General features: G+C 71.4%; 11 protein-coding genes. 4 read left to right on the forward strand and 7 right to left on the reverse strand.

The genetic code is table 11. The features are described 5' to 3' along the window. Positions 1-101 precede the first annotated feature (101 nt). Positions 102-2,582: a PAS domain-containing protein gene (locus QZV97_RS10185; protein WP_295641669.1), complete on the forward strand. Its 2,481-nt coding sequence runs from the start codon at positions 102-104 to the stop codon at positions 2,580-2,582. Positions 2,583-2,592: 10 nt separating this feature from the next. Continuing rightward, on the forward strand, positions 2,593-4,143 hold the full coding sequence (locus tag QZV97_RS10190; RefSeq protein ID WP_295641670.1) for a chemotaxis protein CheW: 1,551 nt from the start codon (positions 2,593-2,595) through the stop codon (positions 4,141-4,143). A 3-nt stretch (positions 4,144-4,146) separates the two neighbouring features. On the opposite strand, the gene QZV97_RS10195 is transcribed toward QZV97_RS10190, so the two are convergent. Beyond that, positions 4,147-5,700: a cryptochrome/photolyase family protein gene (locus QZV97_RS10195; RefSeq protein WP_295641671.1), complete on the reverse strand. Its 1,554-nt coding sequence runs from the start codon at positions 5,698-5,700 to the stop codon at positions 4,147-4,149. Beyond that, positions 5,684-5,851 (reverse strand): DUF2256 domain-containing protein, encoded by a 168-nt coding sequence (locus QZV97_RS10200; RefSeq protein WP_295641672.1) that lies wholly within the window; start codon positions 5,849-5,851, stop codon positions 5,684-5,686. The genes QZV97_RS10195 and QZV97_RS10200 overlap by 17 nt, the downstream gene beginning before the upstream one ends. Before the next feature lie 116 nt (positions 5,852-5,967). Here QZV97_RS10200 and QZV97_RS10205 point away from each other — a divergent pair, with 116 nt between their 5' ends. Both QZV97_RS10205 and QZV97_RS10210 read left to right on the forward strand, forming a co-directional pair. Then, a complete protein-coding gene (locus QZV97_RS10205; protein ID WP_295641673.1) occupies positions 5,968-7,164 on the forward strand; it encodes a GGDEF domain-containing protein in 1,197 nt (398 codons plus the stop codon). Continuing rightward, positions 7,161-7,742: a YceI family protein gene (locus tag QZV97_RS10210; protein ID WP_295641674.1), complete on the forward strand. Its 582-nt coding sequence runs from the start codon at positions 7,161-7,163 to the stop codon at positions 7,740-7,742. The genes QZV97_RS10205 and QZV97_RS10210 overlap by 4 nt, the downstream gene beginning before the upstream one ends. Positions 7,743-7,749: 7 nt before the next feature. Here the strand turns inward: QZV97_RS10210 and QZV97_RS10215 are convergent, their stop codons facing one another. The 5 genes from QZV97_RS10215 to QZV97_RS10235 are packed head-to-tail and all read right to left on the reverse strand — an operon-like array spanning position 7,750 to position 13,083. Continuing rightward, complete coding sequence (locus tag QZV97_RS10215; RefSeq protein ID WP_295641675.1) at positions 7,750-8,946, reverse strand: lipid-transfer protein; 1,197 nt, start codon at positions 8,944-8,946, stop codon at positions 7,750-7,752. Positions 8,947-8,962: 16 nt separating this feature from the next. Further along, entirely contained in the window at positions 8,963-9,751 is a 789-nt protein-coding gene (locus QZV97_RS10220; protein ID WP_295641676.1) for an enoyl-CoA hydratase-related protein, read from the reverse strand. A 20-nt stretch (positions 9,752-9,771) separates the two neighbouring features. Further along, positions 9,772-10,476, reverse strand: a complete 705-nt coding sequence (locus tag QZV97_RS10225) for a TetR/AcrR family transcriptional regulator (RefSeq protein ID WP_295641677.1) — start codon at positions 10,474-10,476, stop codon at positions 9,772-9,774. Continuing rightward, the gene (locus QZV97_RS10230; protein ID WP_295641678.1) at positions 10,469-12,280 is read right to left on the reverse strand and encodes an AMP-binding protein; all 1,812 of its coding nucleotides are present in this window, start codon (positions 12,278-12,280) and stop codon (positions 10,469-10,471) included. Before QZV97_RS10230 ends, QZV97_RS10225 begins: the two co-directional genes overlap by 8 nt. Beyond that, the gene (locus QZV97_RS10235; RefSeq protein ID WP_295641679.1) at positions 12,277-13,083 is read right to left on the reverse strand and encodes an ABC transporter ATP-binding protein; all 807 of its coding nucleotides are present in this window, start codon (positions 13,081-13,083) and stop codon (positions 12,277-12,279) included. Before QZV97_RS10235 ends, QZV97_RS10230 begins: the two co-directional genes overlap by 4 nt. Positions 13,084-13,109 lie beyond the last annotated feature (26 nt).

Genomic DNA, 13,109 nt, shown 5'->3' on the forward strand with positions numbered 1-13,109 from the left:
GGAATCCTTGTCGATCTCCGGCCATCGTGCAGGCGTCGGAGCCTCTAGATTCGTCAGGTCAGATTCCCGCGACTCCGCCTTCACCGCTGCCCGAGACCCCCATGAGCAAGACCCACACTGCCGCCGACACCACGCTCGACACCCTGCCGCCCGCCGTGGCGTTGCGCCTGCTGGAACTGGAAGGTCGCACGCGGGCGATCGACCGGGCCCAGGCGGTGATCGAGTTCGACCTCGACGGCACGATCCTGCATGCCAACGAGAACTTCCTCGCGCTGGTGGGCTACTCGCTGGCCGACGTGAAGGGCAAGCACCACCGCATGTTCTGCGAGGAGTCCTACGCCGAGTCCGCCGACTACGCGGCGTTCTGGGACAAGCTGCGGACCGGCCAGTACCACGAAGGCGAGTACCGGCGCCTGGGCCGCGGCGGCCGCGAGGCCTGGATCCGCGCCAGCTACAACCCCATCCTGGGCAAGGACGGCAAGCCGATGCGCGTCGTGAAGTACGCGATGGACGTGACGGCCGCCAGGCTGGCGAATGCCGAGTACGAAGGCAAGGTCAACGCGATCTCGCGCGCCCAGGCGGTCATCGAGTTCGACCTGGAGGGCAACATCCTGGCCGCCAACAAGAACTTCCTCGACGTCACCGGCTACACGCTCGACGAGGTGAAGGGTCAGCACCACCGCCTGTTCTGCGAGCCGGAGTACGCGCGCAGCCCGGCCTACAAGCAGTTCTGGCAGAAGCTGGGCCGCGGCGAGTTCGACGCCGGCGAGTACAAGCGCCTCGGCAAGGGCGGCCGGGAGATCTGGATCCAGGCCACCTACAACCCGATCTTCGACCTGTCCGGCAATCCGGTGAAGGTGGTCAAGTTCGCCACCGACGTGACGGCCGCCAAGCTCAAGACCACCGAGACCGAGGGCAAGGTCACGGCCATCGGCCGCGCGCAGGCGGTGATCGAGTTCGACCTGCAGGGCCACATCCTGTGGGCCAACGACAACTTCCTCAAGACCGTCGACTACACGCTCGACGAGATCCGCGGCAAGCACCACCGCATCTTCTGCGCACCCGGCCACGCGCAGACCGAGACCTACGCCGAGTTCTGGCACAAGCTGGGCCGCGGCGAGTTCGACACGGGCGAGTACAAGCGCATCGCCAAGGGCGGCCGCGAGCTCTGGCTGCAGGCCACCTACAACCCGATCTTCGACATGGACGGCCGGCCGATGAAGGTGGTGAAGTTCGCCACCGAGATCACCCAGGCCAAGCTGCGCAATGCCGAGTTCGAGGGCAAGGTCAACGCCATCTCGCGCGCCCAGGCGGTGATCGAGTTCGACCTCAAGGGCCACGTGCTGAACGCCAACAGGCACTTCCTCGAGCTGATGGGCTACGCGCTGGACGACGTGCGCGGCAAGCACCACCGCATGTTCTGCGACCCGGCCTACACGCAGAGCGAGGCCTACGTCAGCTTCTGGGACAAGCTGGGCCGCGGCGAGTTCGAGTCGGGCGAGTACAAGCGCGTCGGCAAGGGCGGCAAGGAGTGCTGGATCCAGGCCACCTACAACCCCATCCTCGACATGGAGGGGCGGCCGATGAAGATCGTCAAGTTCGCGATCGACGTCACCGACTCGAAGCTGCGCAACTCCGAGTTCGAGAGCAAGGTCAAGGCGGTCGACCGCGGCCAGGCCGTGATCGAGTTCGACCTGGAGGGCACCGTGCTGTCGGCCAACGACAACTTCCTGCGCACCATGGGCTACTCGCTGCGCGAGATCGCCGACCAGCACCACAGCATGTTCTGCAGCCCCGACTACATCCTCTCCGAGGAGTACCGTGACTTCTGGCTCAAGCTGAACAAGGGCGAGTTCTTCACCGGCCGCTTCCACCGCGTCGGCAAGTTCAACCGCGACGTCTGGATCCAGGCCACCTACAGCCCGATCTTCAACCTCAAGGGCGAGCCGATCCGCGTCGTCAAGTACGCGCACGACGTGACCGACCAGGTCAAGCTCGAGCAGCAGATCCGCAGCAAGACCGACGACATGACCCGCACCGTGGCCGAGCTGGGCGCGGCGATCACCGAGATCACCCGCAACACCACGGCCGCCACGCAGCTGTCGGGCGAGACGCAGGCGAACGCCGAGACCGGCTTCGAGGCGCTGCGCAAGTCGATCGAGGCGATCGAGCTGATCCAGAAGTCGTCGACCGAGATCGCCGAGATCGTGCGCGTGATCGGCGACATCGCGGGCCAGACCAACCTGCTGGCCTTCAACGCCGCGATCGAGGCGGCGCGCGCCGGCGAGCACGGCGTGGGCTTCTCGGTGGTGGCAGGCGAGGTGCGCAAGCTGGCCGAGCGCAGCTCGCAGGCCGCGCGCGAGATCGCCAAGCTGATCGAGGAGTCGGTGAGCCGCGTCAACGTCGGCTCCGACCGCTCGCAGCACGCGAAGGCAGCCTTCGAGCGCATCGTCGGCAGCGTCGCCAAGACCGGCGAGTCGATCAAGCAGATCGCCGCGTCGACCGAGACGCAGCAGCAGGCCAGCAAGAGCGTCGAGCGCCTGATCGGCCAGCTGATGACGGCCAATGGCGCCAAGGCCTGAGGCCGCCGGCATGGATCGCTCGTCCGAAGCGCAGGCCTACGGCCTGATGCGCATCGACGCGACGCCGCTGGCGCTGCCGGTGGCGAGCCTGCGTGAGGTCATTCCCTGCCCCGAACGGCTGGCGCCGCTGCCGGTGCCGGCCGCGGGCGTCTGCGGTGCGGTGCGGCTGCGCGGCAGCATCATCCCGGTGCTGGACCTGCGCCAGGTGCTGGGCCTGCCGCCGGCGGCGGAGGGCGGCGGCTGCGTGGTCGTGCTGATGCGCCACGAAGGCCGTCTGCTCGGGCTGCGGGTGTCGGCCGTCAGCGGCATGGCGCGCGTGGCCGGCGATCGCCTGCATGCGCTGGACATCGCGACGCCGGCCGGGGCCGGCATCGCCACCCACAGTTTCGAGACCGAGGATGGCGTCGCCACGCTGCTGGACGCCGGCCGCATCGCCGGCCTGCCCGGCGTGCCGATGGTGGTGGAGCCGAGCGGCGGGTCGCGCGACGGCGCGGTCGGCGCGCGCGAGCCGCTGCTGCTGTTCCGCTGCGGCGGCCTGCCCTTCGGCATCGCCGCGATGAGCGTCGATGCCACCGTGCCGCGCATCGCGCTGCGCGACAACGCGCTGGTCGGCGAACTGTGCCGCGGCGTCATCGACCACCACGGCCACGAGGTGCCGGTGATCGACACGCTGCGCCTGCTGGGACTGGGCCAGGCCGCGAATCCGGCCGAGTCGGCCGTGGTCGTGCTGCGCTTCGCCCAGGGCCTGCTGGGGCTGATGCTCGACGAGGTGCGCGACATCGCCCAGGTCGCGGCGGCCGAGATCCTGCCGCTGCAGCCGCTGGGCCTGCGCGACGCACGCCTGTTCCGCGGCGTGCTCGGCGCGCGCGACGGGCACGAGGACGGTGGACAGGGCCATGGTGAACAGCACCTGTTGCTGGACGCCGGCGCGCTGCAGGCCGACGAGATCCTGTCGGCACTGGCGGGCCTGAGCCGGCCGAAGGCCGCAAGGGATGCCCGGGAGGCCGCGGTCCCGGGCACCGCGCAGGCCGGCGTCGCGCTCGGCGGCCGGCCCTACCTGACCTACCAGGTCGAGGTCGAGACCGCGTCGCCGCTGACGCAGGCGAGCGAGATCCTGGTCTACCCGGCCCATGCCGTGCCGCTGCACGAGCGGCGCGACGCGACGCTGGGCCTCTTCACCCACCGCGGCAGCGCGGTGCCGCTGGTCTGCCTGGGCACGCTGCTCGGCCGCCCGACGGTGCTGGACGCGTCGACCGCGCGCGTGCTGATCGTCGAGGACGGCGGTCAGCGCGTCGGCCTGGTGGTGCAGGCGCTGTGCTCGATCGAGAACGCGCGCTGGGAACAGCCGGTCGCCGAGGGCGAGGCCGCGAGCCTGGACTCGATGCGCGGCCTGCAGCCGCTGGTCGAGGTGGGTGCGGGCGAACAGCACCGCACGCTGCCGCGCCTGGACCTGGTGCAACTGGTGCGCGCGCTGCGGTGCGAGGCGGCGCACAGCGCCACGGTGCCCGAGGCCCGGCCGACCGAGCCGGCTGCACTGTCGGCGCCGCTGCCGACCGCCTGAGCCCTAAGCTGCGGCGCCGTCGCGGCCGCGGATCGCATCCGCCTGCTCGCGGATCGCGCGCAGCTCCTCGGCCGGCAGCCGCGCCAGGTTCTTGACCTGCAGCGCCATGCGCGGATGGGTGGCGAAGCGCCGCTCGTGGCGCGCCAGGAAGTCCCAGTACAGCGTCGTGAACGGGCAGGCCCGCTCGCCGTGGCGCTGCGTCGGGTCGTAGCGGCAGCCGCGGCAGTGGTCGCTCATGCGCTGGATGTACTGGCCCGTCGCCGCGTAGGGCTTGCTGGCCATGCGCCCGCCGTCGGCGTACTGGCTCATGCCCAGGGTGTTGGGCAGCTCGACCCACTCGACCGCGTCGACGTAGACCGACAGGTACCAGCCGTGCACCTGCTGCGGCTCCACGCCCAGCAGCAGCGCGTACAGGCCTGTCACCATCAGCCGCTGGATGTGGTGGGCATAGCCATGCTCGAGGGTCTGGCCGATCGCGTCGGCCAGGCAGCGCATGTCGGTGTCGCCGGTCCAGTACCAGGCCGGCAGCGGCTGCCGCGCGTCGAGCGCGTTCAGCGCCGCATAGCCGGGCATCTGCGTCCAGTAGATGCCGCGCACGTACTCGCGCCAGCCCAGCACCTGGCGGATGAAGCCCTCGGCCGACGCCAGCGGCACGCGGCCGGCGCGCCAGGCGGCCTCGGCGGCGGCGACCACCGCGCGCGGGTCCAGCAGCTTGAGGTTCATCGCTGCGGCGATCTGCGCGTGGTAGAGCCAGGGCTGGCCGCCCCACATCGCGTCCTGCCAGCGGCCGAAGTCGGCGAGGCGGTGCTCGATGAAGTCGTCCAGCGCGGCCCGCGCCTGCGCTTGAGTGACCGGCCAGCCGAAACGCTCCAGCCGGCCGGGATGCGCGCCGAAGCGTGACTTCACCAGCGCGATGACCTCGCGCGTGATCGCATCGGGCTCGAAGCGCAGCGGCGGCGGCACGAGTCCCGGTCCCTGCGGGCCGAAGGCGCCGCGGTTGTCGGCGTCGTAGTTCCACTGGCCGCCGGCGGGCTGGTCCTCGTCGGAATCGTCCATCAGCACGCGATGGCGCCGCCGCATCTCGCGGTAGAAGGTCTCCATGCGCAGCTGCTTGCGGCCGCGCGCGTGGCGCGCGAAGTCCTCGCTGCTGCACAGGAAGTGGCGATCGGGGCGGATCTCGATCGGCACGCCGGCCTCGGCCGCCGCCGCGCGCAGCGCCTCGCGCACGCGCCAGTCGCCGGGCTCGGCCAGCACGACGCGCTGTACGCGCCGCGCGGCCAGTGCCTGGTGCAGCGCAGCCCCGAGACCGCCCTCGTGCAGATCGAGGTAGGCCAGCGGCAGGCCCTCGTCGCGCAGCGCCTGCGCGAAGTGGCGCATGGCCGACAGGAAGAGCGCGATGCGCGGCTGGCTCGACCAGACGTGGGTGGCCTCCTCGCTCGCCTCGCACATCCAGACGAGGTCGTGCGCCGGGTCGAAGCCGTCGAAGGCGCTGGAGGCCCGGTCGAGCTGGTCGCCCAGCACGACGACCAGGTGGCGGACTTCAGCGCGGGCCGGCATCGGCGGGCCGCTTGTTGCGGCGGCAGGCGTCGGAGCAGTAGCGCACCGCCTCCCAGGTCCGCGCCCAGGCCTTGCGCCACACCATCGTGCGGCCGCAGGCGGCACAGCTCTTGCGGGGCAGGGACTGCTTGTTGCCCTTGAAGTCGGTCATGGGGGTACTGCGGGACCGGCCCATTGTGCCGGCGTCAACGGCCTCGCCGGCCGCCACCACCGCCCGACCTGCGTGTACCCTGCCTTCCGCACCACCCTCCACCCCGCCCGAGATCCATGCCCGACCTGAACATCCCGCCGATGCTGTGGCTCGTCGGCTTCCAGATGGGGCTGTACGCGGTGGCCTGGGGCCTGTGCGGCGCGCTGCTCGGCGAGGACCGTGCGGCCGTGGTGCACTGGGGCGCCTTCCTGCTGATGACCGGCGGCGTGATGCTGCTGGCCGGCGGGCGCGGCGAGCCGCGGCACTGGATCTTCTACAACGGCGCCAACGTGCTGTCGCTGCTGGCCTTCGCGGCGATGCGCCGCGGCACCGAGCGTTTCATGCGCCTGCCCGGCAGCGACCGCGAGCAGGCCGCGATGCTGCTGCTGGTGGCCGGGGCGATCGCAGTGGTCGGGCCGGACGAGCGCGAGGCCTCGTGGCGCGTCGTGCTGGCCTATGGCGGCCAGGCCTACATCGTGATGCGCACGATGTGGACCACGCGGCGCGCGCTGCAGGCCGAGTTCGGCCGGCGCACACTGGTGGCGATCGTCGGGCCCGGCGTGCTGATCGCCCTGATGCTGCTGGCGCTGGCGCTGCGCCAGGCGCTGGACTTCGGGCATCCGGTCGAGATGCAGCGCAACGCGGCGACCAACTACGCGCTGATGTATTACTACCTCGGCGGCACCGCGCTGTTCAATTTCGGCTTCATGGTGATGCTGACGCAGCGGCTGGTGGTGCAGCTGCGCCACGTGTCGCAGCGCGACGCGCTGACCGGCCTGTTCAACCGCCGCGCGGTCGACATCGAGGTGCAGCGCCAGTGGGAGCGCTTCCAGCGCCACCACCGGCCGTTCGCGGTGCTGCTGGTGGACATCGACCACTTCAAGCGCATCAACGACACGCGCGGCCACGCCGCCGGCGACGAGGTGCTGGCCCAGGTGGCCGCGCTGCTGGAGAGCCACGCCCGGTCGACCGACGCGGTGGGCCGCATCGGCGGCGAGGAGTTCCTGGTGCTGCTGCCCGACGTCGATGCCGCCGAGGCCCAGCGCTCGGCCGAGCGCCTGCGCGTGCTGGTCGAGGAGCGCGAGCTGCGCGCGCGCGGCGAGCCGCTGACGGTGACCGTCAGCGTCGGCATCGCGCTGGCCCGGCCCGGCGACCCGCACGCCGAGGCGATGATCGCGCGTGCCGACGAGGCGCTGTACCGTGCCAAGGCCGAGGGACGCAATCGCGTCGTCGCGGCGCCCGATCCGGTTCCCGACACAAGGAGCGTTCGATGACGAGGATGTTGAAGAGCTGCCTGCCGATCGTGGCGCTGGCGTCGGCGGCTGCCGCGTCCGCTGCGCCGGTCAATTACCGCATCGACCCGGCCCACACCTTCCCGAGCTTCGAGGCGGACCACATGGGCATCTCGGTGTGGCGTGGCAAGTTCAACCGCAGCAGCGGGCAGGTCGTGCTGGACCGCGACGCCGGCAGCGGCACGGTCACGATCGAGATCGACGCCGCCAGCATCGACTTCGGCCACGACGCGCTCAACGCCTGGGCGCGCGGCAAGGACTTCCTGGAAGCGAAGAAGTACCCGAAGGCGCGCTACACGGGCCGGCTCGAGACCTTCGTCGACGGCCGGCCGACGCAGGCCGTCGGCGAGCTGCGGCTGCACGGCGTGACGCGGCCGGTGACGCTGACGATCGGCCACTTCAAGTGCGTCCCGCACCCGCTCTCCAAGCGCGAGCTCTGCGGCGCCGACGCGACCGCGACGATCCGGCGCGACGAGTTCCGGCTCGACGCCGGCAAGGACTACGGCTTCCGGATGGACGTCGACCTGCGCATCCAGGTCGAGGCGGTGGCCGAGCGCTGAGCGCGCCTCAGCCGCCGGCCCGCTCGTACAGCGTCACCACGCAGGCGCCGCCCAGGCCCAGGTTGTGCTGCAGCGCGAGCTGCACGCCGTCGACCTGGCGGCGGTCGGCGCTGCCGCGCAGCTGCCGGGTGAGTTCGTAGCACTGCGCCAGGCCGGTCGCGCCCAGCGGGTGGCCCTTGGACAGCAGGCCGCCCGAGGGATTGGTGACGACGCGACCGCCGTAGGTGTTGTCGCCGTCCTCGACGAAGCGCTCGGCGCCGCCCTCCGGGCACAGGCCCAGGGCCTCGTAGGTGATCAGCTCGTTCTGCGCGAAGCAGTCGTGCAGCTCGCAGACGCGGATGTCCCTGGGGTCCACGCCGGCCTGCGCGTAGACGAGCTGCGCCGCCTCGCGCGTCATGTCGCTGCCGACCAGCTTCATCATCGAGCCGTCGGCGAAGCTGCCGGGCCGGTCGGTCGTCATCGCCTGCGCGGCGATGCGCACGTCGCGCCGCAGGCCGTGGCGCGCGGCGTAGGACTCGGAGACCAGCAGCGCGGCCGCCGCGCCGCAGGTCGGCGGGCAGGCCATCAGGCGCGTCATCACGCCGGGCCACAGGGCCTTGGCGTTCATCACGTCGTCCTCGCCGAGCACGTCGCGGAACAGGGCCAGCGGGTTGTTGGCCGCGTGCCGGCTGGCCTTGGCGCGGATCTTCGCGAAGGTCTCGAGGCGGGTGCCGTACTTCTGCATGTGCTCGCGCCCGGCGCCGCCGAAGTAGCGCAGCGCGAGTGGAATGGACGCCACCTCGTCGCCGGCGAGCGCCGCGCAGGTCTCGTCGAAGCGGTCGAAGGGCGAGGGCCGGTCCTCGTAGACGTTGCCCAGGGCGCCGGGGCGCATCTGCTCCATGCCGAGCGCCAGCACGCAGTCGGCGACGCCGCTTTCGATGGCCTGGCGCGCCAGGTAGAGCGCGGTCGACCCGGTCGAGCAGTTGTTGTTGACGTTGAAGATCGGCACGCCGCTCATGCCGACCTCGTAGAGCGCGCGCTGGCCGCAGGTGGAGTCGCCGTAGACGTAGCCGACGTAGGCCTGCTCGACCGCGTCGTAGCCGAGCCCGGCGTCGGCCAGCGCGGCCCGCGTGGCGGCGGCGCCCATCACCGGATAGGGATCGCTGGCGCCGGGCTTGGCGAAGGGGATCATGCCGACGCCGGCGACGAGGACGCGTTCGCTCATGGTGGATCTCCTGGGATCAGCGGCCTTCGAAGGCCGGCGGGCGCTTGGCGAAGAAGGCCTCGAGGCCTTCGTGGAAGTCGCGCGTGCGGGTGCCGGCGGCGAAGGCCTCGGCCTCGGCGTCGAGCTGGCCCGCGAAGTCGCGGTCGAGGGACTGGCGCAGCAGCCGCTTGACGCGGCCGTAGGCGAGCGTCGGCCCGGCGGCCAGGCGCCGGGCCAGGGCCATCGTCTCGGCCTCCAGCGTGGCGGCCGGCACCACGCGGTTGACGAGACCCAGGCGCAGCGCCTCGGCCGCATCGAGGCTCTCGGACAGCAGCGCGATCTCCATCGCGCGGCGCAGGCCGACGAGACGCGGCAGGGCCCACGAGCTGGAGCCGTCGCAGCTGGCGCCGACGCGCGTGTAGGCGAGGTTGAAGCTGGCGTTGTCGGCGGCGATGGCGAGGTCGCATCCGAGCGCCAGGCTCATCGAACCGCCGGCCACGGCGCCCTGCAGGCTGGCGATGACCGGCGCGTCCATCGCGGCCAGCAGCTTGAGCCCGCCGTGCAGGCCTTCGATCAGCTGCGGCGCGACCAGCGCGGCGTTGCCCCGCATCGCCGCCAGGTCGCCGCCGACGCCGAAGCTGCGGCCCGCGCCGCAGACCACGACGGCGCGCACCGAGGCGTCGGTCGCCAGTGCCATGCAGCCGGTGTGGAAGGCTTCGGCGGCGTGGGCATCGAGCGCGTTGAAGGCCGCGGGGCGGTTGAACTGCAGCACGGCGACGGCGCCGTCGCGCGTGATCTGCACGGGGGCGGGTGCGGGGGCGGTCATGGTCAGGGTCTCCGTGCGGGTCAGGCGGTGCGGCGCCGCGGTGCGCGCCGGGGGGCCGGCAGTGGGCGCGGCGCGGGCTCTGGCACGGCCACCGACTCGCGGCTCAGGCCCCGCATCAGCACGCCGATGCAGTGGTCGGCGATCTCGGTCGGGTCCAGGCCGCCGTCGGGCCGGTACCAGCGGCCGATCCAGCTCAGCGCGCCGGCCAGCGTGAACGCGGCGAGCCGCGGGTCGCAGGGCACGATCGAGCCTTCGGCGATGCCCTGGCGGATCAGTTCGCGGAACTCCATGTCCAGCCCGGCCTTCATGCGGCGCACCTTCTGGCGCGCGTCCGCCGGCAGCGACTCCTCGCCGACCCGGATGATCAGCATGCCGAAGTCCTGGGTCACGATGTCGACGTAGGCGCGCATCGCGGCATCGAGCTTGTCGATGGCGCGGCCGCCGCGGGCGTCGACCTCGCGGATCGCGCGCTGCAGCATCTCGAGCCCGGCGCGCACGCACTCGAGCAGGATCGCGTCCTTGCTGTCGACGTAGTAGTAGACGGTGGGCTTGCTGACGCCCAGGCGCTCGGCCACCTCGTCCAGCGTGCTGGCGGCATAGCCCTTCTCGTTGAAGAGCTGGGCGGCGGTGCGCAGCACCGCCTCGCGCTTGAGCGCGCGTTGCTGGGCGCGACCGCGCACGGGACCCCAGGGCGACGCGATGGGCGCGGCCTTGGTCTCAGGCATACAAGGCCTCGATCTCGCTGGCGTAGGACTTGTAGACGCTGGCGCGCCGCACCTTCATCGTCGCGGTGACCTCGCCGTCGTCGTGGTCCAGCTCCTTGGTCAACAGGTGGAACCTGCGGATCTGCGCCACCGGCGCCAGCTTCGCGTTGCCGGCGTCGACCTCGCCCTGCACCAGCGTGCGCACCTCGGGGTGCTCGGCCAGCGAGCGGAAGTGCGTGAACACCACGCCCTGCATCCGGGCCCACTGCGACACCGTCTCGAAGTCGATCTGCACCAGCGCGCCGACGAAGCGCCGCGCGTCGGCGACGATCACGCACTCCTTGATGTAGGGGCTGGCCTTCATGGCGTTCTCGACCTCGGACGGCGTCAGGTTCTTGCCGCCGGCGGTGATCATGATGTCCTTCAGGCGGTCGACGATGCGCAGCGAGCCCCGCACCTCCTGCACCACGTCGCCGGTGTGCAGCCAGCCGTCGACGATGGCGCCGGCGGTCGCCTCCGGGCTCTTGTAGTAGCCCTGGAAGACCACCGGCCCGCGCACCTGCAGCTCGCCGACGTCCGACAGGCGATGCTCGACGCCGAGCGTCGGCGTGCCCACCGTGGCCGGCACGATCGCGGCGGGGTCCTGGCCCAGCACCATGCCGCTGGTCTCGGTCATGCCGTAGACCTCGACCAGCGGCACGCCCAGCACGCGGAAGTACTGGACGATGGCCTCCGAGATCGGCGCCGCGCCGGTCAGCGCGACGCGCGCGCGGCGCAGGCCGATGAAGTTCTGCAGCGCGCGCAGCACCAGCAGGTACCAGAAGCCGAACACCAGCTTCTCCTGGAGGCTGCGCTGGGGCGCGGCCTTGAAGGCGAAGGGCGTGCAGGCGGCGAGCGCGCGCGCATAGAGCCAGCGGCGCAGGTGTCCGGTCTCGGTCATCTTGATGCTGATGGCCGAGTGCAGCTTCTCCCAGATGCGCGGCACGCCGAGGAACATCGTCGGCGCGACCTCGCGCAGGTCCTCCTGCACGGTGCGGATCGATTCGCCGAAGTCGACGCGCGAGCCGAGGTAGAGCGGCACGAAGACCGTCAGCATCTGCTCGGCGACGTGGCACAGCGGCAGGTAGGACAAGTGGCTGGTGTCGGGCCGCAGGCCCAGGCGGTCGACCACGCCCGGCGCCATCGCGGCGACGTTGCCGTAGCTGATCATCGCGCCCTTGGGCTTGCCGGTGGACCCCGAGGTGTAGATGATCAGCGCGGTGTCCTGCAGCGTCTGGCGGGCGAGCACGGCGTCGATGAAGCCCGCGCCCGCCGGCTCGGCCTGCGCGCCCAGCGCTTCCAGTTCCTCGAAGCCGATCACCAGGTCCGGTGCGAGCGCGCGGGTGTCCGCGAGGCCTTTCCTCTCCATCACGACGATCTTCTTCAGCCGCGGCAACTGGGCGCGGGCCTCGAGGATCTTGTCGCTCTGCTCCTGGTCCTCGCAGACGACGATCTCGGCGTCGGCGTGCGCCAGCACGTAGGCCACCTCGGGCGTCGGGCTGGTCGGGTAGACGCCGACCGTGACCGCGCCGACGAGTCCCGCGCCGAGTTGCGACAGCACCCACTCGATGCGGTTCTCGGACAGCACGCCGACATGGGCGCCGTCGCCCAGGCCGAGTGCGCGCAGGCCCAGGCCGACGTGCATCGCGCGCCGGTGGTAGTCGGCCCAGACTATCGGCTGCCAGATGCCGTACTCCTTCTGGCGCAGCGCCAGGCCCTGCGGGCGCGCCTGAGCGTGCGCGCGCAGCGCCTGCGGCAGCGTCAGGTGGGTGGGCAGGCCGTTCATGACAACCAGCGCTTGCGGCGCTTGTAGTGCTTCAGGTCCTTGAAGCTGCGGGCCCCGCCCTCCTGGCCGAGGCCGAGGTAGAACTCGCGCACGTCCGGGTCGCTGGCCAGCCGGGCGGCGGTGTTGTCGATCACCACCTTGCCGGTCTCCATGATGTAGCCGTAGTGCGCGACGGCCAGCGCGACCGAGGCGTTCTGCTCGACCAGCAGCATCGAGGTGCCGCGCTCGGCGTTGATGCGGGCGATGATCTCGAAGATGGTCTCGACCAGCACCGGCGACAGGCCCAGCGAGGGCTCGTCCAGCAGCATCAGCTGCGGCTCGGCGATCAGCGCACGGCCGATCGCCAGCATCTGCTGCTCGCCGCCCGACAGGTAGCCGGCGAGGCCCTTGCGGCGCTCGTGCAGGCGCGGGAAGTACTCGTAGACCTTGTCGAAGTCGGCGCCGCGCGCGCGCCGGCCGGTCAGCGCGTAGGTCGCCGCGACCAGGTTCTCCTCGACGCTGAGGTCCTCGAAGACATGCCGGCCCTCCATCACGTGGAAGACGCCGGCTCGCACCAGCGCGTGCGGCGCGAAGCCGCGCGTGTCCTGCCCGCCGAAGCGCACGTGGCCGCCGGTCATCGCGCCGTTCTGCAGCTCCAGCAGGTTGGAGATCGCCTTCAGCGTGGTGCTCTTGCCGGCCCCGTTGCTGCCGAGCAGTGCGACGATCTGGCCTCGCGGCACGGACAGCGACAGGCCGCGCAGCACCTGCACCGCCTTGTTGTAGACGACCTCGATGTTGCTGACGTCGAGGATCACGTCGCTCACGCTGCTGCTCCGTCGGCCAGGGGTGT

The organism is uncultured Methylibium sp. (assembly GCF_902826655.1).
Lineage (GTDB): Bacteria > Pseudomonadota > Gammaproteobacteria > Burkholderiales > Burkholderiaceae_C > Methylibium.

What these genes read in the sequence shown, in the direction of transcription:
- QZV97_RS10200 (WP_295641672.1), bottom strand. Translation starts at nt 5,851, where the DNA reads ATGACCGACTTCAAGGGCAACAAGCAGTCCCTGCCCCGCAAGAGCTGT.
- QZV97_RS10220 (WP_295641676.1), bottom strand. Translation starts at nt 9,751, where the DNA reads ATGACCGCCCCCGCACCCGCCCCCGTGCAGATCACGCGCGACGGCGCC.
- QZV97_RS10230 (WP_295641678.1), bottom strand. Translation starts at nt 12,280, where the DNA reads ATGAACGGCCTGCCCACCCACCTGACGCTGCCGCAGGCGCTGCGCGCG.
- QZV97_RS10185 (WP_295641669.1), top strand. Translation starts at nt 102, where the DNA reads ATGAGCAAGACCCACACTGCCGCCGACACCACGCTCGACACCCTGCCG.
- QZV97_RS10225 (WP_295641677.1), bottom strand. Translation starts at nt 10,476, where the DNA reads ATGCCTGAGACCAAGGCCGCGCCCATCGCGTCGCCCTGGGGTCCCGTG.
- QZV97_RS10215 (WP_295641675.1), bottom strand. Translation starts at nt 8,946, where the DNA reads ATGAGCGAACGCGTCCTCGTCGCCGGCGTCGGCATGATCCCCTTCGCC.
- QZV97_RS10210 (WP_295641674.1), top strand. Translation starts at nt 7,161, where the DNA reads ATGACGAGGATGTTGAAGAGCTGCCTGCCGATCGTGGCGCTGGCGTCG.
- QZV97_RS10205 (WP_295641673.1), top strand. Translation starts at nt 5,968, where the DNA reads ATGCCCGACCTGAACATCCCGCCGATGCTGTGGCTCGTCGGCTTCCAG.
- QZV97_RS10195 (WP_295641671.1), bottom strand. Translation starts at nt 5,700, where the DNA reads ATGCCGGCCCGCGCTGAAGTCCGCCACCTGGTCGTCGTGCTGGGCGAC.
- QZV97_RS10190 (WP_295641670.1), top strand. Translation starts at nt 2,593, where the DNA reads ATGGATCGCTCGTCCGAAGCGCAGGCCTACGGCCTGATGCGCATCGAC.